Below are 20849 nucleotides of genomic sequence, written 5' to 3' on the forward strand. Positions count from 1 at the left end.
GCGGCAAACACGCCCGGGCGTTAGATAGTTAGGTCGGCCATGGCCAGTGCGCGTCGCGTCAATTGGCGGCGCAAGGCTTTTTGCTCGACGGCCAGGTTTTGCAGCAGGCGGGTGTAGGTGGCGTCGGTCATCGGTGCGCCGGTCAGCACCTCGCTGTGGGGAATGCCCAGGCTGTCGGCGAGGTTTTTCAGGGTTTGACGCAAGGCGACTTTTTCCTCCTCCGGTGCCTGGGGTTTGTTCGCCAGGGTGTCCTGGATTTGCTGCAGGTCATCGACCATGCCCGCTTTTTCCTGGAACCGTTCGGCGTTGCGTTGCAGTTCATCGCCGTGGGTGGCGTCCAGGTAGTCGTCCCAGAACGGCACGTCGAGCATCTGGTCCAGCAGGCCGTCGCCTTGTTCGGCGCTGATGATCTGTTGATGGGCGCTGTCGAGCAGGTTTGCCGACACGTCGGCGGTGGTGCGGTAGACCATGTGCTCGGCAAGCCAAGGCAAGTCCAGGCGCTGCTTGAGGCCAGTCTGGTAGGCCAGGTGTACTTGCACTTCATCCACCGTACCGCGTACACCGTCGAGCACTTCGGTGCTCAGGCGCAGGCCCAGGCCACCGCGCCCGGTCGGTGCCAGGCGGCGCTTCACCTCGGCTTCGGCCAGGCGATTGACGTGGTCCAGCCGGGCTTTTTGCCGCGCCAGGTGGGCCAGGTGTGCGGCGAACGTGTCCGCGCTCAACTGCGCCCGGCGCCGGTAGGTTTCGTACACCAGCGTCTCGACGCCGAGGTTATTGAAGATCTGTGCACTGGCATCGGCACAGTTGCCGGGGGTGCCGGCCATGCGGAAAAACTCGCGGCGCAGGCCTTCGTCCTGATGCATCGCGTCGAGCATGCGCCACACATTGGCGCTCAAGCCGGTGCGGTTGGCGATGAACGCGTCGCGGTCACGTTCGGTTTCGACCTGCTCGGGCAGTTGCAGGCTGCGGATCACCTCGAAAAAGCCTTGGGAACCGTGCTCCTGTTCCAGATCGTTCCATTGGTTCTGACGCCAGATACGCTCGCGAGCATCGAAGCCTTGTAGCCAGAAAAAACTGTCCTGCGCGCCGCGCGGTGGATAGGTGCGATAAGGGTCCAGGCCGACCTCAAGACGGTAACTGACCATGCGTTCCTCGGCGTCCAGGCCCAACTGGTTGCGGTCCAGGCGCGTGCGCGCCACCAGGTCTGCCTCGGGTTGCCAGGGCAAAAACTGCGGCACGTCGTGGACCGGCGCGTTCTGCATATCCAGCACGAAACCGCGTGGTCGCGGGTGCTCGAATAGGCCGTTGGGCCAGTCGGCGATAGCGGTATTGCCCAGGTAGAGTTCGCGCAGGTCACGCATGCCGCTGACATCCGGGGCGGTGGTGAGGTTGCGGTTGTGGGACAGGTCGAGGGTTTTCAGTTGGCTGAGGTTTTTCACCTGCTCCAGTTGCGCGGCATCCCAGCGCAACGGGTTGGAGCCTATATCCAGCTGGGTCAGGCGCGGCAGGTTGGCCAGGGCCGGCGGCAATTGGGTGAGGTGGTTGTGGGTCAGATCCAGGGACAACAGGTTGGGAAATAATTGCAGGAACGGCACATTGGCGTCGGTCAAGGCGGTGTTGGGCATGGCCAGGCTGGTGATGTGGCCGAAGTTGCTGCGCAGGGTCGGCATGCGCAGCAGGTTGGGGCCCAGGGGCCAGCCCTCAAGGTCGAGACGACTGCCCACCTGTCGCTCGCCAAGGTCGTCGATGTAGCCGCCTCCGGAGGTTTCCCAACTGCGTTGCAAGGCGCGCGACAGCAGCGAGCGGACCATGCGTTCGGTCTGGCGGCGTTCCGCATCGCCGTCATGGAAGTCGGTGGGGGCCTTGACCCAATGGTCCAGGTCGTCCACCAGGGTCTTTTTCTGTCGCTCCAGATCCTGCAGCACCAGGCGACCTTCAGGGGTTGAAAACGTCTGGGCGCGAGCGTTGACCTGTTCGGCGCGCAGGTGCGGGTAGAGCGCACGTACACGGTCTTCCACGGTCGGCGGGGTGACGCCGAGCATTCGGCTGACCCACCGAAAGCGTTGCAGGGGGATCAGGTTTTCGCCGAGCGGCGCTTGCATCGGTTCATCCAATAGCATGCGCCGCGGCTCCAGGCTCGCCAGGCGGTCCATCAGCCAATCGCGTAGCTGCGCGCCGTCGGTGAAGGCACGCTGATTCACCTCGGGCAGGCTCTGGAGCAAGGCGCTGTAGAGGTCGCCGGGGGCGGTCAACAGGTTGCCGTCGTGGTCGTGCACCCGGTATTGCGCGTGCTCGTCGCGCACCAACACACGTACTCGTCCGGCCTGCTCGGGCCCGGCCTGGCAGCGTAGTTTGCCGACGCGGCTGTGCTGGCGGATTTCGACGCGTGTGCGGCCAAAGGCATCGCTGTGCAGCTTCAGCGTATTGAGCATCAGCCGTTCGGTGTCGGGAGTGATCGCTTGCGTGGCGTACAGACCTTCATGGGCATGGCTGGCGCGAGCGTCCAAAGCCATGGCGCGGGCCAGGTTTTTCACGCGCAGGGGTAGGTGCTGTTGTGCGGTGATGTGCTCGATCTCGTCCGGGCGTGCCTGCTCGAGCAGGCTGCGCACCAGGGGGGTGGGCACTTCGGGAAACGACGCGCGGATCACTTCGCCTGGTACCGAGCCCGATGCCTGGCTGTTTTCATAGAGGTAGTCGAAGACATCGGGTTGGCGCTGGGCCAGGTTATCGGCAAGGCGATTGCGCAGTGCCTCTATTCGTTGGGCGCGTGGCTCCGGCAGGGTGTTGTCGTCGAGAAAGTCCACCAGTCGCTCGGGCAACAGGCCTTTGTTGAGGTCCTGGTGGCTGATGGCCAAGACCTTGGAGGCGCCGGGATCGCCAAACTCGGTGGCCGTTCCGGTGAGGCTGGGTTCCTGGAACACATTTATCCGATGGCTGGCGGGCCAGCCCGGCAGTTCCAGGGCCATGGCGGGGCTCCAGTAGGTCTCCTCATCGGCGGCGACACCTGTGCGGATGTTCTGCGCCAGGGTGAGCGCCTGTTGGTTGAGGCGCAGGCGGTGCAGGCTGTCTTGCAGCAGCGGTGGCGGGGGGCTGTGTTCAGTGTGCATCGCGCATAGGTGTTCGGGTTCGGTGCCACTGTTGCGACTGACCTGAGCCAGTTGTGTGTCGCTGAGGTCGCTGACCGAATGGCCGAGGCGGCGCAGCAGTTTTGCCTCATCCCAGGCTCTGGGATTTTCCGCCTCATGGCTCCACGCGCCTTGGCCGTTGTGCTGCAAGCGGGGTGCATAGGCATCGCTACGGCGGGGATGAAGAATGCGGTAGTCGCCCTCGACGGGGTGTTGTTCAACCCGGTAGTGCGCGTTGTCCAGCGGCAGGATCGTACGGCCCTGCTGTGTGTGCAGGCCCAGGCGGTCGGGGCTCGAGTCCGGCGTCAGGTCGTGATGCACATAGGGCTTGAGGTCAGGGTTCCACAGGCGCTGCCGGCCCTTGACCCACACCGGTTTGAGCTGATTGACGAATAACGACGGCAGGATTTTCCCGGCCGCGGCAAACGCCCCCAGTTGCACCACGCTGCTCACCACCCCGACAAGATGTTGCGCCGCTTCCAGCGCCTGGCCCTCGGCGAGGTCCACCACGCCCTCGACCACTTCATCCAGCAGTTGGTACGCGGTGTAGGCCAGCATGGCTTCGCCGAGCAACGGTACAAAAGGTGTGACCACCAGTAAGGCGGCGTCGAAGATCTCGCTGAGCATCTTGCTGACGTTGTCCCACCAGCTCCAGCGTGCATGGCTGTCGCAGTCGGCGGTGGACACCGCGAGTTCACGGGCATCGTTGAGGATTTTATTCAGGGCTTGCTGGTAGCGCCGGGTCCACAGGTCGCCGTCGATGCGGGTTACGTGGTACTGCAAGATTGGACTGTTCACGGGCGTGTCGCGCCAGGTGGGGCGAGGGTCTGTCACGTCATCCTTGCGATGCCACTTGACCGTGCTCAAGCGCTGCGCCAAGCCACTGAAAAAATGCCCGCGTTGCTGCTGGTCGACAAACTGGCTGAAAAACCGGCGATAGTCCGCATCGCGCAGGCGAGTGGTGAGGTCATTCATCAAGGCCACGGTGTTGGCGTGCTCCTTGACCGGGGTGTGCGGGTCGTGGGGGATGTAGGCCAGCAGATTGACGGCCTCGCGAGCGGTATCCAAGTCGGCGGCGATCAGCAGGATGCCACTGAGGCTGGTATTCATCATGCCCAGCCGATAGAACTGCATCACCCCGCGCTCGCCCTTGAGGGTGCGCTGCAGCAGGTGAAAGCTGGCGGGCGTGATGTGCTGCTGCGCCAGCGCCATGTGCGCAGCGGCGTGCAGGGCGGCTTTTTGGTTGGCAATCACCGATGCTTTCAAGGTGGTTTGCAACAGGTGTCGTTTGAGATGGCGTTGATACTGCGCGCCGATATCCAGGCGGCGGCACAGGGCGGTGAACTGCGCGATGCTGATGCGCGGCTTGAGCTTGAGCACGGTGAAATGCCCACGGGCATCGGGCTGGCTGATGTAGTCGCTGGCGTCGGAGAAACGCTCGCTGCTGGAAAAATTATGCAGGGCCGCATCCAGCAGCGACACGCTGCGGCTGGTGGCGCCTGGCAGGATGTGGCCTTTGGCACTGACCAGAAACAAGTAGGTCTGACGCACATCGACGTCGACCTGGTAGTGGGTTTTCAACGCCCCGCGCAATAACGGTTCAGCGAAAGCGGGCAGGTCCTGCAGCGCGCTCAATTGCTGGTCGACGGTATTTTGGGTGGTCCAGGCCTGGGCGTTGGCGTGCTTGAGCTCGGCGGCGGCGGTGCTGTACCAGGGCTGGATCGCCAGCGCGGTGCTGCTCAGCGCCTTGGCGCGGGCCTTTGAGGTGTTGAGCAACCATTTGGGCGCGGCCTGCTGGATCAGTTCGACGTGAGGGCTGGTATCGGGTAACGGCATGGCGGATGACCTTGTTGTATGAACGAGGTCATGAGCCTATTGGGCGAGCGTCGGGCCGGGAGTTAGATAGTTAGCGGCCAGCGGCTGGCACAAGGTCTGGCTGCCCGGCTGCAGGTACGGCATGAGGATCGGCGCCATGCCCTTGAGCACCTGCACCGGCAGCGCCGAGGTAAAGGTGAAGTGCTCGGCGCTGCGCCCCGGCACAAACGCAGTGAGCGTGCCGAAGTGATGCTCGCCCAGGTAAAACACAAAGGTCGCGGTGCGGTTGATCGACTTGGAACTGAGAATACGCCCACCAGCACCGACGGCCTCGATGCGGTTATCCCCGGTGCCGGTCTTGCCGCCCATGGCCAACGGCGTGTCGTCGGCCAGTTTGAAACTGCCGGCCACGCGTTTGGCGGTGCCGGCGTCCACCACTTGGGATAAGGCCCCGCGCAGCGCCCGCGCCACTTCCATCGGCATCACGCGCTTGCCGGGGGCGGGGTCGTTGACCAGCCGGGTTTCATAGGGCGTGCCGGCGGCAAAGTGCAGGCTGTCGATGCGCAGCACTTTATCGCGTACGCCGTCGTTGAGAATGATGCCCATCAATTCCGCCAGCGCCGCCGGGCGATCCCCCGAGCTGCCAATCGCCGTGGCCAGCGACGGCACCAGGTGATCGAACGGATAGCCCACCGCCTGCCAGCGCTGGTGAATCTCCAGGAACGCCTCGATCTCCAGCATGGTTCGGATGCGGCTGTCGCGCGCGCCCTGATGGCGGCTCTTGAACAGCCAGCTATAGACCTCTTGGCGCTCGAACTCGCTGGCTTTGACGATCTGGCTGAACGTCGCTTCGGGGTGTTGGAGCAGGTAGCCCAGCATCCACAAATCCAGAGGGTGGACCTTGGCGATGTAGCCCTGGTCGGGCAAGTCATAGGCGCCGGGGCCGTAGCTCGCATACAGTTTTTGCAGGCGTTCATCGGTCAGTTTGGGGGTGGGTTTGGCGCCGCTCAGGTGCGAGCGCAGGAAACGGTTGAAACTGTCCTGGCTGGCCTCGGGCAGCAGGTAGCGGTGCACGGCCGCCAGGCGGATCGGCGTGGGGTGGATGCTGTCGAGGAACGTCTCGAGCCGCGCCTGGGTGTCTTTTTTCTGGTACTTCTTCCAGAACTTCTGCAGGAAGGTAATACCCTCGCGATCGGCAAATTTAGCCAGGTATTCCTGGCGGCGCGGGTCGTTGTCGTCCTTGAGTAATTCAGCGCTGTTGTTGGGCCCGGCATAGGTGGTGTAACGCACCACGTCGCGCATCAGGCGAATGAACGGCAGGTTGATCGATTCGCGCAAGGCGTCGCGCAACGTGGGGTTGCGGCCATTGTCCTGGCTGCGAAAGTTATGAAAGGTGTGCAAGCCACCGCCGGTGAAAAAGCGTTCGCCGGGGCTGGCCGAGTAGGTCCGGTCGAGGGCGGCGTCGAGCATCTTGCTAAGGCTTTTGTCCGGGGTCTGGGTCAGGTAATCCACGGCCCAGCGGCTCAGGCGGTCCTGGTCGGCGACCTCGGTTTTCTTCAGTTGGGCCGGTGTGCGCGCGGCGTATTGGTCATGCAACTCGGCAATGATTTGCAGGTAGGTGGTGAGCACCCGCAGCTTGGCGGTGGAGCCCAGTTCCAGCTTGCTGCCTTCGTTGATGTCGAAGGGTTGGTCGGTGTTGTCGGTTTGCACCCGTACCCGCGAGCCGTCCGGTGTCAGTTCGAACAAGGTGAAGCTGTAGCGCACCTGGGGCGTGCTGGTCGCGGTGAGCAAGCGTTCGCCCAACAGGCCGATCTGGCGTGCGTAAGCCGGGTCGGCCAGTTGCCTGAGGTAGGCGCTAACCTCGGTTTGTAATTGGCTTTGCAAGGTACTGGTGGCGGACAGGTCGAGGCGGTCGAGGTCGTAGAGCGGGCGCTGAAGCAACCCTGCCAGGCGGCTGCGCGCCGCGCTGATGCCCTTATTGGTCTCGATCGGTTGCACCGTCGGTTGTTGCACCCAGTCCCGGTAAGTGACCTTGCTCGCCAGCGCAGCTTTCAAAAGCTCAGGTTCGATCACGCCATTCTGGGCGAGCAGGCGCAGGTGGCTGTCGGTGAGTTGCGCCAATTCTTCGCGGCCCTTGGCCAGGTAATGGGAAGGGCGGCGCTGGGCGATGATCAACGACAGCACCTGACGTAACGCCAGGCCTTGTTGAGCACTCACCGGCCCCAGCAGCGCCTGGTTGACCTGGTTGAAATCGGCGCCGTACCACACCCGCAAACCCTCGGCCATCCCGTGCACTTCGCCGTGCCCGGGGACTGCCGACAATGGCACGCTGTTGAGGTAGTCGCGCAGGATGTTCTGCCGTGCGGCGAGGGTGTCCGGCCCGTCGTGGTAGGCGCGCACGGCGGCGGAGAACATCTGCCGCAGCTTCTCGCCACCGGACAGGGTCAGGCCATCCGGCGAGTGGCGGTATTTTTCCAACTGGGTCGCGAGCGTGCTGCCGCCGGCGCTTTGGCCGGGCAAATGCAGCACTTTGGCAACTTGCGACCACGCCGCCTTGGCAAAGCGTGGCCAGTCTACCGCCGGGTTTGCCTGGGGTTGGGCGGGGTCGAGCAGGTCGCGGTTTTCGATAAACAGCAGGCTGTTGCTCACCAGCGGCGGGATCACGGCAAAACTGGCGTACAGCTGCTGTGGGTAGTTGTATTGATACAGCGGCACGGCGCGGCAGTCGGTGATGGACAGCCCGGCCTGAATCTTTTCCGCGTAGGGCACAAACAGGCCCTTGGCGCTGTAGTCCATCAAGGCCGGGGAAAAGCGCGCCTGGGCCTCGATCACATAACCGCGCTTGAGCAAGCGCGGCAGGAAGCTGTCGAGGTCGCTGTAGCCCAGGCGGCGGTCGAACGGGCCGGCGCCGGGGTAGGCGATGGTATCGCTGGGGCCGGGCTCGACCTGGTAGGTGAGGCTGCGGGCCAAACGGCTGAGTTCCTGGGCTTGCAGGCGCGAGGTGCGCACCTCCTTGGCGGCAGCAAACCCCAGGGCAATAAGCCCCATCAGCACGATCAGCCAGAACAGCCGGCGACCGTAACGGGGCCTGGGGGTATTTTTCGGTGACGGCGCTGGGTCCGAACTGCCGTGTACTTTCGCAGCCTTAGTCGATTCGGTTTGCCACAGTGCGCCCATAGTCGATTGATCCCTGCACGCAGATTGATCGGACTTGCTGGAAGCTTAGTCGCTGAGGGCTGCCCGTGAGGGAAATCTGTTTTGTTTGTGGGAAATATCATAAAGGAGGCCTGCGACGTTTAGTCGCTCGGGGCAGGTAAGATGCTCCTGTAAAGTGCGTTTTTCGCGGGCATTTCAACTAAATTGGATGGCTTTTATAGTGAAAGGCCCTGGTCTGGGCTTTTTATACTGCATGCCCCGCCGAGCTTGCCCAATGGCGGACACTCCAATAACAAAATGAGGTTGTACCTTTATGCCAGTCGGCAACCCACTGCCCCACGGCGAGACCGCTCAAGGCGGTCCGCTCAAACGCGAACTCGGCGAGCGGCACATTCGCCTGATGGCCTTAGGCGCCTGCATCGGTGTCGGCCTGTTCCTCGGCTCGGCCAAGGCCATCGAAATGGCCGGCCCGGCAATCATGCTGTCGTACATCATCGGCGGCCTGGCGATCCTGGTGATCATGCGTGCGCTCGGTGAGATGGCGGTGCACAACCCCGTCGCCGGTTCGTTCAGCCGTTATGCCCAGGATTACCTCGGCCCGTTGGCGGGCTTTCTCACCGGCTGGAACTACTGGTTCCTGTGGCTGGTAACGTGCGTTGCGGAGATCACCGCCGTGGCCGTGTACATGGGCGTGTGGTTCCCCGACACGCCGCGCTGGATCTGGGCCCTGGCGGCACTGATCAGCATGGGTACGATCAACCTCATCGCAGTAAAAGCCTTCGGTGAATTCGAATTCTGGTTCGCGTTGATCAAGATCGTCACCATCATTGCGATGGTCATCGGCGGCGTCGGCATCATTGCGTTCGGCTTTGGCAACAACGGCGTGGCGCTGGGTATTTCCAACCTGTGGGCCCATGGCGGTTTCATGCCCAACGGCGTGCAAGGCGTGTTGATGTCGCTGCAGATGGTGATGTTTGCCTACCTGGGCGTCGAGATGATCGGCCTCACCGCCGGTGAAGCACGCAACCCGCAGAAGACGATTCCGAGCGCTATTGGCTCGGTGTTCTGGCGCATCCTGCTGTTCTACGTCGGCGCGTTGTTTGTGATTCTGTCGATCTACCCGTGGAATGAAATCGGCACCCAGGGCAGCCCGTTCGTGATGACGTTCGAGCGCTTGGGCATCAAGACCGCTGCGGGCATTATCAACTTCGTGGTGATCACCGCGGCGCTGTCGTCGTGCAACGGCGGTATTTTCAGCACCGGGCGCATGCTCTACAGCCTGGCGCAGAACGGGCAGGCACCGGCCACCTTTGGCACCACCTCGAGCAATGGCGTGCCGCGCAAGGCGCTGTTGTTGTCGATCTTTGCGTTGTTGCTGGGCGTGTTGCTCAACTACCTGGTGCCAGACCAGGTGTTCGTCTGGGTAACGTCCATCGCTACCTTTGGCGCGATCTGGACCTGGCTGATGATCCTGCTGGCCCAGCTCAAATTCCGCAAAAGCCTGAGCCCCGCTGAACAGGCCGGCCTCAAGTACCGCATGTGGCTGTACCCGGTCAGTTCCTACCTGGCGCTGGCGTTCCTGGTGCTGGTGGTGGGCCTGATGGCGTACTTCCCGGATACTCGCGTGGCGTTGTATGTGGGGCCGGCCTTCCTGGTGCTGCTCACGGTGCTGTTCTACGTGTTCAAGCTGCAACCGAACAACGCGACTGCGGCGCCGGTGCGTTCGGCCTGACGCCACAAATGGCCCGCTGCGTGCGGCGGGCCATCCAGTCTATCCCGCGTGCACGCCTGCCTTGAGCGACTGATCCAGGCGCTTGTTGAACTCCAGCCACAGCGCGAGCAACCCCATCAGTGCAGCACCGGCCACAGCGGTCAGCAATTGCATCGCCAAGGCATCCCCGGCCATGGCATTGATCATGTCCGCCAACGGCGCGAGCACGACGCCCAGGCAAAACACCTCCAGCGAATAACGCCCCATGCGACAGGTATGTTGCGCCAGCCAGTTTTCGGTCCAGCCACGGCCCGGCAGCAGCTTGGCGGTGACATAAGCCAGGGCAAGGAAGTGCAGCAGGCGCAGCGGTGACAAGTCGGTCTTGCTGATGGGGTAGATGAGGTCGCTGATCACCGACGGCATCAGCGCATCGTGGATCTGCGGCCAGCGCCAGGACAGCGTCAGCACGCCGGCCATCAACACATAAAGGGTTGCCGCGACAAACATCGGCTGGCGGCGCAGTGGCCGGGTGTCCACCGGCCGTTCTTGTCGGCTGTAGAGCGCCGCCGCGCCTCCCAGTATGAACAGCAGTTGCCAGGTCACCGGGTTGAAGTACCAGACACCATCGGCAATCGCCCGCAGATTCCAGCCCATCCACGGCGCCAGCAAGTAGATCGTCGTAGACACGGTCACCACCGCCCAGGTGTTGCGCAGCATCAACGGCAACACCAGCGGCAGCCCTGCCAGCAGCACAATGTAGAGCGGCAACGGGTCCATCAGGTTGGGTTTGAAACGCAGCAGCAGCTCATCGGTCAACGCTTGCTGCGGGTGGGTGACGAAATGCGTCAGGCCCATCTCTTCGACAAGGTCGCGGGTTTCCACGTGGCTGTTAGCGAAGAACACGATGCCCATCAGCATCGCCAGCAGGAAGATATGCACCACATACAACACCCAGGCACGCCGCAGGATTTTCAGCGAGGCAATCCAATAGCCATCGCGTTGCAGGATCTTGCCGTAGGCCAATACCGCAGCGTAGCCGGCAAGAAATACAAACACCTCAGCCGCATCGCTGAAGCCGAAGTTGCGCAGCGTGATCTGGCCGAGGGGGTTGTGGGGGACGTGATCCCAGAAAATGAAGATCAACGCCAGGCCCCGAAAAAAATCGATGCGCGGGTCGCGTCCGTTCAGCATGGCAGCGGGCTCTTGTACGAAATGTTTATTAAAAACAGGCAGGCGTGGGCGTTGGCGCACGCCACCCGTCGGGCGGGCGCAGGTTGGCGGTATTTGTAAGCAATTGCAAAGGCTGGGTATTACTGAATGTCTCTAGACATCGATGATGACTAACGTGCCTTGGCTGCCGGCGAGTACGCCATGGGCGGTACCCGCTTCGACCAGGTACATCTGGCCGGCGGCCACGTTGATGTGTGTATCACCGATGCTCAGGCGCAAGCAGCCGTCGATCACCAGCAAACCTTCGTTGTAGTCGTGGGTTTCTTCTTCATAGGCCTTCTCATCCATGCGCAACACCTTGATCCGCGCCGGGCCGACCTGGCCCAGGCGCGTTGATTTCCAGCTGTCAGGCAGTTGCTCGGCGATGGCGGCGAAGTCCAGTAACGGCATGTGAATCTCCTGTTTGCAACGATGCCGTCGGTGGTCCGGTTCAGCGGGAAGTTGTGGTTCAGAACGTATCCATCAACAGCACCCGGCAGGGCTTGGCTTCATACGCATTGATCTGTGGGACCAGCCGAGTGAAGTGTTCGGTCTGGCAATGTGTATCGAGTGCGGCCTGGTCCGGCCATTGCTCGACAAAGATAAAATGCCCCGGGTCTTTTTGATCAACGAACAGATCGTAGGCAATGCACAGCGGTTCCTGGCGGGTTTTTTCCACCAGTTCTTCGTACCACGGGCGCACCGTTTCCAGGTGTTCGGGCTTGATGAAATCTTCGGCGATGACTTTCAACACGGTGTCTCTCCTTTTTAAGCCGCCGCCACTTCATGTGGCTCAAAACTGTCCGCCCGCGCCATCTGCCACATGCGTGAATAGAACTCGCCATTCACCTCGCCGGTCAGCAACTCACCGGGTTTGAGGAACACATGCAACTGCGAAAACAGCTTGATCTCTGTCGCCGACATCCGCCGTACCAAGTGCTTGGCCGACAGTTGCGACGGATGATCCAGGCCGGCCGCGGCGAGCATTTCCGCCAACGCCTTGAGCGTGTTGCGATGGAAGTTGAATACGCGCTGGGCCTTGTCCGGGACCACCAGCGCACGTTGACGCAAGGGATCTTGGGTCGCAACGCCGGTCGGGCATTTGTTGGTGTGGCAGCTCTGCGATTGAATGCAGCCGATCGCGAACATAAAGCCCCGCGCCGAGTTGGCCCAATCGGCGCCGATGGCCAGCACGCTGGCGATGTCGAACGCGCTGACGATCTTGCCGCTGGCGCCGAGCTTGATCTTGTCGCGCAGGTTCAGGCCCACCAGAGTGTTGTGCACAAACAGCAGGCCTTCGCGCAGCGGCACGCCGATATGGTCGGTGAACTCCACGGGCGCGGCGCCGGTGCCGCCTTCCTTGCCATCCACCACGATAAAGTCCGGAAGGATGCCGGTTTCGAGCATGGCCTTGGCGATGCCCATGAATTCCCACGGGTGACCCAGGCAGAACTTGAAGCCCACCGGTTTGCCGCCGGACAGTTCGCGCAGTTGGGCGATGAACTGCATCAGTTCGATAGGGGTGGAAAACGCGCTGTGGCGCGACGGCGAGATGCAGTCTTCGCCCATCATGATGCCGCGGGTGTCGGCAATTTCCTGGGTGACTTTGTGCTTGGGCAGAATCCCGCCATGGCCGGGTTTGGCGCCCTGGCTCATCTTGATTTCGATCATGCGCACTTGCGGGTTCTGCGCCTGCACGGCAAAACGTTCCGGGTCGAAACGGCCGTCGCTGGTGCGGCAGCCGAAGTAGCCGCTGCCCAATTCCCAGGTCAGGTCGCCGCCGTTCTCGCGGTGGTAGGGGCTGATACTGCCTTCGCCGGTGTCATGGGCGAAGTTGCCCAGTTTGGCACCTTGGTTCAACGCGCGAATCGCGTTGGCACTCAACGAGCCAAAGCTCATTGCCGAGATATTGAATACCGACGCCGAATACGGTTGCGTGCACTGCGGGCCGCCAACCATTACACGGAAGGCGCTGGGGTCGCTGAGCGGTGCGGGGCGCATGGAGTGGCCGATGAATTCGAAGCCTGACTGGTACACGTCGATCAAGGTGCCGAAGGGTTTGTCGGCAGATTCATTCTTGGCGCGCGAATACACCAATGAGCGCTGGGCCCGGGAAAAGGGCAGGGCGTCGCTGTCGGACTCCAGCAGGTACTGGCGGATTTCCGGGCGGATGGCTTCCACCAGGTAACGGATATTGCCCAGGATCGGGTAGTTGCGGCGCACGGCGTGGGGGCTTTGCAGCAGGTCGAAAATACCGATCAGGCTCAACACGCCAGTGACCACCGTGATCGGCCACAGCCATTCATGTTCGATAAAGGGGAGGCTGGCGAGGGTGAAAATGACGCACACGGCAAAGAAAGCGTAACGACTCAGTAGCGACAGGCTCATACGGGTTTCCTGGGTTCGGACTCATCGGCTAGGCGTTTTGCGCCTGTAGAAAGATCGAGAACAGCTCTGACTGGGATTTGATCCCCAGCTTGCTGTACATGTGTTTCTTATGGACTTTCACGGTTTCAACAGAGATTTCCAGCTTACGAGCGATTTCTTTGCTGGAGCAACCGCTGAGCATCAAGCGGCCCACATCCAGCTCGCGGGCGGTGAGTTGCGCGCCCCACTCATCATTCTGGATCGGCGGCTGCGGGGCGCTGACCTGGTGCAGTTCAAAGGGCAGGCGCTGGCGCAGAAGGCCCAGCACCCAGGGCTGGATCAACGACAGCAGGGCAATCTGCGCCGGGTCAAAGCGCTGCCTGGAGCCCAGTGACAGGCACAGGGTACGCCCATCCGGCTGCTGGCAATTAAATTGGATTTCATCAGCCACCACGTTCAGGCGGAAGTAGCGCTGGTAGTACTCGGTGAGCTCGAAGTGCTCCGGCGCCACTTCGGCCAGGCGCAACAGCCCGGTGCGCGAGTGTTCGCGGCTGGCGATGTAGAAGGGGTCGAGCAGGTACAGGCCGTTGAGGTAGTCCTGGAACAAATGATCCGGCGTGCCATCGGCGCCTGGGCATTCAGCGAATACCAGCGGGCGGTGTTCGCTGCTGAACAGCAATACGACCCAACTGTCGAACGGCACGTATTGGTCCAGCAGCCGGACAAGCTGTGTCCAGAAATTGGGCTGGTCCAAGGCGTCTATCATTTGCCCCACCGAACGGTGCCAGGCGATGTCCTGCAACGACATGGTCATTGATCTACCCCTATCGGGTTACCCCCGCCGCGTGATTCCCTGGCCGGTTGCGCCTGCGCATACTGCGGCACGTACACAGAACAAGGAATACCCATGAAGGTCGAATTTGCCCAGTTGGCGGGCCGTGATAACGGTACAGCTTACAACCTTGAGCGGGCCTTGGCGGCGATCGCTGCAGCGGCTGCGGATACGCAACTGATCGTCTTCCCGGAAACCCACCTGATGGGCTTCCCCAGCGCCGAGACCGTCGCCGACATCGCTGAACCGCTGGACGGGCCTACCGTGCAGGCTGTGATCCAGGCCGCGCGCGCGCGCAATGTCGCCGTGGTGATCGGCATGGCCGAAAGCGACGGCGGGCAATTCTATAACACCACCTTGCTGATCACCCCCGAAGGCATCGCCCTGCGTTATCGCAAGACCCATCTGTGGGCCTCGGATCGCGGTGTCTTCACCCCAGGCGATCGCTACGCCACTTGCCTCTGGAACGGCGTGCGCGTCGGTCTGTTGATCTGCTACGACATTGAGTTCCCGGAAACCGCCCGAGCCAACGCGCAACTGGGCGCCGAGTTGCTGATCGTCACCAACGGCAACATGGACCCATACGGCCCCACGCACCGCACCGCGATCATGGCGCGCGCCCAGGAAAACCAGGCGTTTGCGCTGATGGTCAACCGAGTGCAAGAGGGGGACGGCGGATTGTTGTTTGCCGGTGGCAGTGCGCTGGTGGACCCGTTTGGTACCTTGCTGTTTGAAGCCGGGCGTGACGAAGGGCAATTCACGGTCGAGCTGGATCTCGACCAATTGGCAGCGGCGCGCAAGGACTACCGCTACCTGGATGACCAGCGCTTGAAATTGCCGGGTGAGGTGATCGAGCACAATGACGGCACGCGCGAACTGCTGATTCCTTAGCACTGATGATCGTTCCTACGCTCTGCGTGGGAATGCCTCCTGTGACGCTGCGCGTCACGATGTTAAGAGCGGACGCGGAGCGTCCCGGGCTGCATTCCCACGCAGAGCGTGGGAACGATCAATATCAACATAAGAAAAATGACACCTGCTTCACCGACTTCAGTTCTGCCATAAATCTAATAATTTCGCGGAGAATCGCTCATGGCTCATTTGCAACGCACCCTGTCATTAGGGTCGGTGGTGCTGTTCGGCATCGCCTATATGACGCCGATCATTGTGCTCGGCACCTTCGGTATCCTGGCGCAATCCACTGCGGGCATGGTCCCCGCTGCTTATCTGGCGGCGCTGGTGGCGATGTTCTTCACCGCCATGAGTTACGGGCGCATGGCCTCGGCGTTTCCGGTCGCCGGTTCCGCCTATAGCTACGTGCGCAAAGCCATCAGCCCGAAACTGGGTTTTATCGCCGGCTGGGCGGTGCTGCTCGACTACCTGTTCCTGCCCATGGCCATCTGGCTGATCGGTGCGGCGTACCTCAATTCAGCGTTCCCGGCGGGGCCGCAGTGGATCTGGGTGTTGGCGTTTATCGGCATCACCAGCGCCATCAATATCGTCGGCCTCAAGCTGGCGAACGGCATCAATGCCTTGCTGATGCTGGTGCAGTTCCTGGTGTTGATTGCGTTTGTGGCGCTGTGCATCCACTACATCGGTGGTGATGCGAGCAAGCCTTTATGGACGACCGCCCCGTTCTTCAACGGCCAGATGCAACTGCCGCTGATCATGAGCGGCGCGGCCATCGCTTGCTATTCATTCCTGGGCTTTGACGCGGTCAGCACCCTCACCGAAGAAACCCGCGACCCGCGCCGCACCATCCCACGGGCGATCATGTTGATCACCTTGATAGGCGGGCTGATTTTCGTGGCGGTGTCCTACTTTGTGCAGATCGCGCACCCGTCTTTCGAATTCGCCAATGTGGATTCGGCGGCGTATGAAATCGCGCGCAACATCGGTGGCGACCTGTTTGTGTCGATCTTCCTGATCGGCCTGATCGTCGGCCAGTTCGCCTCGGGGCTGTCGGCCCAGGCCAGTGGTTCGCGCTTGTTGTTTGCGATGGGCCGCGATGGCGTGTTGCCCAAGTCGTTCTTTGGCACCCTGCATGCGCGCTTTGGTACGCCGGTCAACAGCATCCTGTTGTGTGCAGTGGTGGCGCTGTTGGCGTTGAAGCTGGACGTGACCACGTCCACATCGTTTATCAACTTCGGCGCCTTCCTGGCGTTCAGTCTGGTGAACCTGTCGGTGATCTTCCATTACTGGATCGGCGCCAAGCAGCGGGGTGTGCGTGAGCTGATCCTGTTCCTGGTATTCCCGACCATCGGCCTGCTCGCGGATTTATGGCTGATGGTCAGCCTCGATCACCTGGCGATCTACCTGGGCCTAGCGTGGTTGGCAATTGGCCTGGTTTACTTGGGCGTGCTCACCCGTGGCTTCTCGCAACAGCCACCGGAGATGGATTTCCAGGAAGCGGCGTAGATCTTTGCGGCTTATTCGGCGGCGTGCCCTACGCCGCCGTCTGCCGAATCGGCAATACCACGCGGAATTTGGTGCCTTTGCCGAGTTCGCTGCTGACGGAAATATCGCCACGGTGTTTCTTGACGATACCGTAGGAGAGCGACAGCCCAAGTCCCGTCCCTTCGCCTACGGGTTTGGTGGTGAAGAACGGGTCGAAAATCTTCTGCACGGCGTCGGGGGCAATCCCGCAGCCGTTGTCCGCCACCTCCAGCCAGATGTTCTCGCCTTCCACGCCATTGCTGATGGTAATGGTGCCGCGCTCCGGCCCCATGGCTTGCGCGGCATTGATCACCAGGTTCATCACCACCTGGTTGAGCTGCGATGCCAGGCATTCGATCTCGGGCAATGCGCTGTAATTTTTGACCACGTCGGCTTTGTACTTGAGTTCGCTGGCAACGATGTTCAGCGTTGAATCGATGCCCTGTTGCAGGTTCGCAAACTGCCAGGTCTGGTCATTGTCCACCCGTGAGAAGTTTTTCAGGTCTTTGACGATCTGCACCACGCGGCCGATGCCTTCCTTGGACTCTTTGATCAGGATCGGAATGTCCTCCTTGAGAAACTCCAGCTCAAGGTCGGTTCGCAGTGCCTTGAGCTGATCGCGCTGTTCCGGCGCCGCAATCAGCGCTTCGGCGCGTTGATAGGCATCCAGTATCTGCTGCAGCTGGTTGAAGTAGCCGTCCAGGGTGCTGAGGTTGGACGAGATAAAGCCCACCGGGTTGTTGATTTCATGGGCGACACCCGCCGCAAGCTGCCCCAGCGACGCGAGTTTTTCGGATTGCACCAGTTGGCTTTCCAGGTGCTTGCGCTCGTCGATTTCCAGTTGCAGCGCCTGGGTGCGTTGCTCCACCAAATGTTCCAAGTGGGTGGTCTGCAGCGAGGCGCGACGGGCCATGTCCCATTTATTCGCCAGGGTGTTGGCCATCTGCTGGACTTCGATGTTGTCGAAGGGTTTTTTCAGAATCAGCAAGCGTTCATGGGCGTGCAGGCGTTCCAGCAGGTCTTCCCAGGAGTAGTCCGAATAAGCGGTGCACACCACGACTTGCAGGTCTGGGGCGATTTTCCACAACGCTTCGATGGTCCTGGCGCCATCCCAGCCTTGGGGCATACGCATGTCGACAAAGGCCAGTGCGTAGGGGCGTTTTTCCGCCATGGCCGTGGTCAGCAAGCCAAGGCCTTCTTCCCCGCCATACGCCGAGTGCAGCTCGAAAACCTGGGCCTGGGCTTTGGCCGTGTCGCCGAACAGCGCCGATTCCATGTCATCCAGCAGCGGGTTCGATTCAACGGTCGGCACCAGGATCTTGCGGAAATCGTCATGAATCGACGGCGTGTCGTCGATCAGCAGGATGCGCCGGTTGGGAGGTTGGTTCATGCGGGGCTTCCGACAAGGGTGAGAGGGATGGTCAAGGTAAACACCGCGCCCAGGCCCGGCCCGTCGCTGTGTGCGCTGAGCTGGCCATTCATTTCCACGGCGGCCAGGGCGCAGCTGTGCAGGCCAAAGCCATGGCCTTCCTTGCGAGTGGTGAAACCGTGAGTGAAGATTCGTGTCATGTTTTCTGCCGGTATGCCTTCGCCCTCATCCTTCACGCTGATCTGCAAGGTGTCGTCATTCAGCGACTGCACCGTGAGGGTCATTTGCCGCGGCCGGTCGGAGAGGGTGGACATGGCGTACTTCGCATTGCTGATCAGGTTGACCATGATCAGCAGCAACCGGTGTTTGTCCGCTAGGATTTCCGGCAGTTGCGCGTAATGCTTGACCACCGTGACGTTGTGCCGATTCAGCGCCCCTGCGTTCATGCGCAAGGCATCTTCCATCAGGGCGCTGATATGCACCGGTTCGCGAACCGCAGACGCACCGGCATAGGATTGTTGGGTGGAGACGATGTCTTTGATATGGTCGACGCTTTTACTCAGCTGCGCCATTTCATCCGCCATGCCTTGTTGTTCCTGCGCAATGGCGTCCACCAGTTGGTTCAGGTAGGCGGGCAGTAGCTTGCCTTTTTCATCCTCGGTCAAGAAGGTGCCCAGGTCCCCCTGGCGTTCGTTGATCAACTGCATGGCTTTGCCCAGGCCCAATGCCTTGCTGCTGCGCAGCTTTCGCGTGACCAGGTCGGCGGAGATATTCACGCTGTTGAGCACGTTGCCCACGTTGTGCAGCACGTTGGTGGCGATTTCCGCCATGCCGGCCTGTCGCGCGCTGTCGAGCAGTTCACTCTGGGCATCCTTGAGTTGTTGGGTGCGCCGCTCCACGCGTTGTTCCAGGGTCTCGTTCGCCGCGTGCAGCGCGCGGTTGACTCGGTTGATTTCGGCGAAACTGCGCAGCAGGCGCACCGCCAGGTACAGTAAAAGCGCCACCAATAAGGTCGAGAAAATCAGCAGGTAGCGATGGTATTGATGGTCGATGAGGTCAGAGGCTTGCTGGTCCTGATTGAGATGCGTGGTCAGCTCGTCCAGGCGTTCGGCCACCGGGACTGCGGCGATTCGTTCGAGCAAACCGTTGACCACCGGCTGTTCGCGCAGGATCAGCGAAATGTGATTACTGAGGATCTCAACCGGCGCCTGGAAATCACTGGGCAATCGCTCCTTGTTGATCGCCAGTTTGCCCAGGCCCACCAGGATATCGGCCGCGAGCTCGTCGCTGGTGACCTGAGCGAACTCCAGGCTGCTGAGTAGCAAGTCGTAAGTGTCGGTAGCTACGCCTTGCAGTTGCAGCCGGTCTTCATCATTAAAGCGGTTGAACTGAGCCTGAATGTCGTCCTCAGCGGTTGGTAAAAAAGCCAATGAGTTGCGCAGCACCGCATTGTGGGATTTGAACTGGTCCACCAACCGCGCTTTTTCCTTGATCGCGGCCTGATAAGCATCCCGGCTGGCTTGCCAACGTTGCAGGTCAGCAGGGTCGTGGTAGGCGTCGCCGTTTTCCAGGTCTACCCATAACCGCGTCATTTCCCGCAGGGGTGCCACCAGCGGATCATAGTTGTGGGTGATGGCGATCCTGGCCTTCAACACTTCACTGTCCCATTGGGCATTGAGTTGCTGGAGTTGGCGGATCAGGTCCCGTGAGTGTGTGTAGGTGGCGGTCTGGTCACGGGAAGACTTGAGGTACAGAAACACCAGGGTGGACGCCAACAGCAGCGTCATCAGGCTAAGCAACACTTGGCTGGCGAGGCGGCGGGACAGGGTCATGACGGTATGCTCATAAAGGCTTGCCTGCCCATTCGCCGGTCAGGGTCTTGAGAAACTGGACAATCAGGTCCTTGTCTTCCTGGGACGGGGTGCGCCCCAGTTGGTACTTGAACATCACGTCGACCGCCTCTTGCAGTGTCTTGGCCGAGGCGTCGTGAAAGTAGGGCGCCGTGACCGCGACGTTACGCAAGCTGGGCACCTTGAACACGTGGCGGTCTTCTTCGTCCTGGGTCAGCAGGTAGCGCCCCAGGTCCGATTCGACCGGATTGCCGCGCGCCTTGAAGTAGTCGCCCATCACACCGAACTTCTGGAACATGTTGCCGCCGATGTTGATGCCCTGGTGGCAGGCAATACAGCCGTAGTCCTTGAACCGCTGGTAGCCATATTTTTCCTGGATCGTGAGGATTTCGGTATTGCCTAGGAGATATTGGTCAAACCGTGAGTTAAGGGTCAGCAGCGTTTGCTCATAGGTGGCCAAGGCATTTTGTACGTTAGCGGCGGTGACACCGTCCGGGTAGGCCTGTTTGAACGCGGCCTGGTAGGCGGGCAGGGCAGCGAGGTTCTGCACCACGGTTTTCCAGTCGCTGCCCATTTCCACCGGGCTGATCACCACGTGTTCGACCTGTGCTTCCAACGTGTCGACGCGGCCATTCCAGAACTGCTTGAAATTGAGGCTGGCGTTGAACACCGACGGCGTGTTGAGTTCTACCGGCTTGCCGTCGAAGCCAATGGAGAAGGGTTTGTCGTCGGCGCCTCCCGATGCCAAGTGATGGCAACTGGCGCAGGACAGCGTGTTATTGGCCGACAATCGCGGCTCGTTGAACAGTTGGCGGCCCAGTTCAACCTTGGCCGGGTCCAATGCAGGGACCGCGGGCAACGGTTTCAGGGCCTCTTCCAACGGCGCGGCCATCAATGGCGCACCCAGGCCCAGCCACAGCGTGAGGAAGAGGCTGGTACGGCAGGTTGAAACGTCGTTCAAGCGAGCACTCCTTGCAGG

General features: G+C 61.2%; 13 protein-coding genes and 1 pseudogene. 3 read left to right on the forward strand and 11 right to left on the reverse strand.

Going from position 1 to position 20849, the window contains the following annotated elements; all coding sequences use genetic code 11:
• Positions 1–20 precede the first annotated feature (20 nt).
• Both JBO08_RS02100 and JBO08_RS02105 read right to left on the reverse strand, forming a co-directional pair.
• Entirely contained in the window at positions 21–4961 is a 4941-nt protein-coding gene (locus tag JBO08_RS02100; RefSeq protein ID WP_220074555.1) for an NEL-type E3 ubiquitin ligase domain-containing protein, read from the reverse strand.
• Between the two features lie 36 nt (positions 4962–4997).
• Positions 4998–8117 (reverse strand): transglycosylase domain-containing protein, encoded by a 3120-nt coding sequence (locus JBO08_RS02105; RefSeq protein WP_065872555.1) that lies wholly within the window; start codon positions 8115–8117, stop codon positions 4998–5000.
• Positions 8118–8409: 292 nt separating this feature from the next.
• Here JBO08_RS02105 and JBO08_RS02110 point away from each other — a divergent pair, with 292 nt between their 5' ends.
• Complete coding sequence (locus JBO08_RS02110; RefSeq protein WP_065872554.1) at positions 8410–9828, forward strand: amino acid permease; 1419 nt, start codon at positions 8410–8412, stop codon at positions 9826–9828.
• A 39-nt stretch (positions 9829–9867) separates the two neighbouring features.
• Here JBO08_RS02110 and JBO08_RS02115 read toward each other — a convergent pair whose 3' ends face one another.
• The 5 genes from JBO08_RS02115 to JBO08_RS02135 all read right to left on the reverse strand — a co-directional run bounded on the left by JBO08_RS02115 (position 9868) and on the right by JBO08_RS02135 (position 14197).
• Positions 9868–10998, reverse strand: coding sequence for an OpgC family protein (locus JBO08_RS02115; protein ID WP_065890446.1), 1131 nt, complete (start codon positions 10996–10998; stop codon positions 9868–9870).
• Positions 10999–11130: 132 nt separating this feature from the next.
• The gene (locus JBO08_RS02120) at positions 11131–11427 is read right to left on the reverse strand and encodes a cupin domain-containing protein (protein WP_065872552.1); all 297 of its coding nucleotides are present in this window, start codon (positions 11425–11427) and stop codon (positions 11131–11133) included.
• A gap of 58 nt (positions 11428–11485) precedes the next feature.
• The gene (locus JBO08_RS02125) at positions 11486–11770 is read right to left on the reverse strand and encodes a putative quinol monooxygenase (RefSeq protein WP_049709792.1); all 285 of its coding nucleotides are present in this window, start codon (positions 11768–11770) and stop codon (positions 11486–11488) included.
• 14 nt (positions 11771–11784) lie between these two features.
• Positions 11785–13404, reverse strand: coding sequence for an FMN-binding glutamate synthase family protein (locus JBO08_RS02130; RefSeq protein WP_065872551.1), 1620 nt, complete (start codon positions 13402–13404; stop codon positions 11785–11787).
• 28 nt (positions 13405–13432) lie between these two features.
• Complete coding sequence (locus JBO08_RS02135; RefSeq protein WP_065872550.1) at positions 13433–14197, reverse strand: LuxR C-terminal-related transcriptional regulator; 765 nt, start codon at positions 14195–14197, stop codon at positions 13433–13435.
• Between the two features lie 93 nt (positions 14198–14290).
• On the opposite strand from JBO08_RS02135, the gene JBO08_RS02140 reads away from it, so the two are divergent.
• A complete protein-coding gene (locus tag JBO08_RS02140) occupies positions 14291–15106 on the forward strand; it encodes a carbon-nitrogen hydrolase family protein (RefSeq protein WP_065910524.1) in 816 nt (271 codons plus the stop codon).
• Positions 15107–15307: 201 nt separating this feature from the next.
• Positions 15308–16633 carry an APC family permease gene (locus JBO08_RS02145; protein ID WP_220074554.1) on the forward strand — a complete coding sequence of 442 codons (1326 nt, stop codon included), beginning with the start codon at positions 15308–15310 and terminating at the stop codon, positions 16631–16633.
• Between the two features lie 28 nt (positions 16634–16661).
• Here JBO08_RS02145 and JBO08_RS28375 read toward each other — a convergent pair whose 3' ends face one another.
• The 4 genes and pseudogenes from JBO08_RS28375 to JBO08_RS02160 form a co-directional block, all read right to left on the reverse strand.
• On the reverse strand, positions 16662–17384 hold the full coding sequence (locus JBO08_RS28375) for an ATP-binding protein (protein ID WP_405045951.1): 723 nt from the start codon (positions 17382–17384) through the stop codon (positions 16662–16664).
• Positions 17385–17468, reverse strand: a pseudogene (locus tag JBO08_RS28380) (hypothetical protein); the annotation flags it as partial.
• A 569-nt stretch (positions 17469–18037) separates the two neighbouring features.
• Positions 18038–19852, reverse strand: a complete 1815-nt coding sequence (locus JBO08_RS02155; protein WP_065880108.1) for a DAHL domain-containing protein — start codon at positions 19850–19852, stop codon at positions 18038–18040.
• A gap of 10 nt (positions 19853–19862) precedes the next feature.
• The gene (locus tag JBO08_RS02160; protein WP_049709785.1) at positions 19863–20831 is read right to left on the reverse strand and encodes a cytochrome-c peroxidase; all 969 of its coding nucleotides are present in this window, start codon (positions 20829–20831) and stop codon (positions 19863–19865) included.
• Positions 20832–20849: the final 18 nt, after the last annotated feature.

The organism is Pseudomonas sp. LAP_36 (assembly GCF_019456785.1).
Classification (GTDB): Bacteria; Pseudomonadota; Gammaproteobacteria; order Pseudomonadales; family Pseudomonadaceae; genus Aquipseudomonas; species Aquipseudomonas tritici.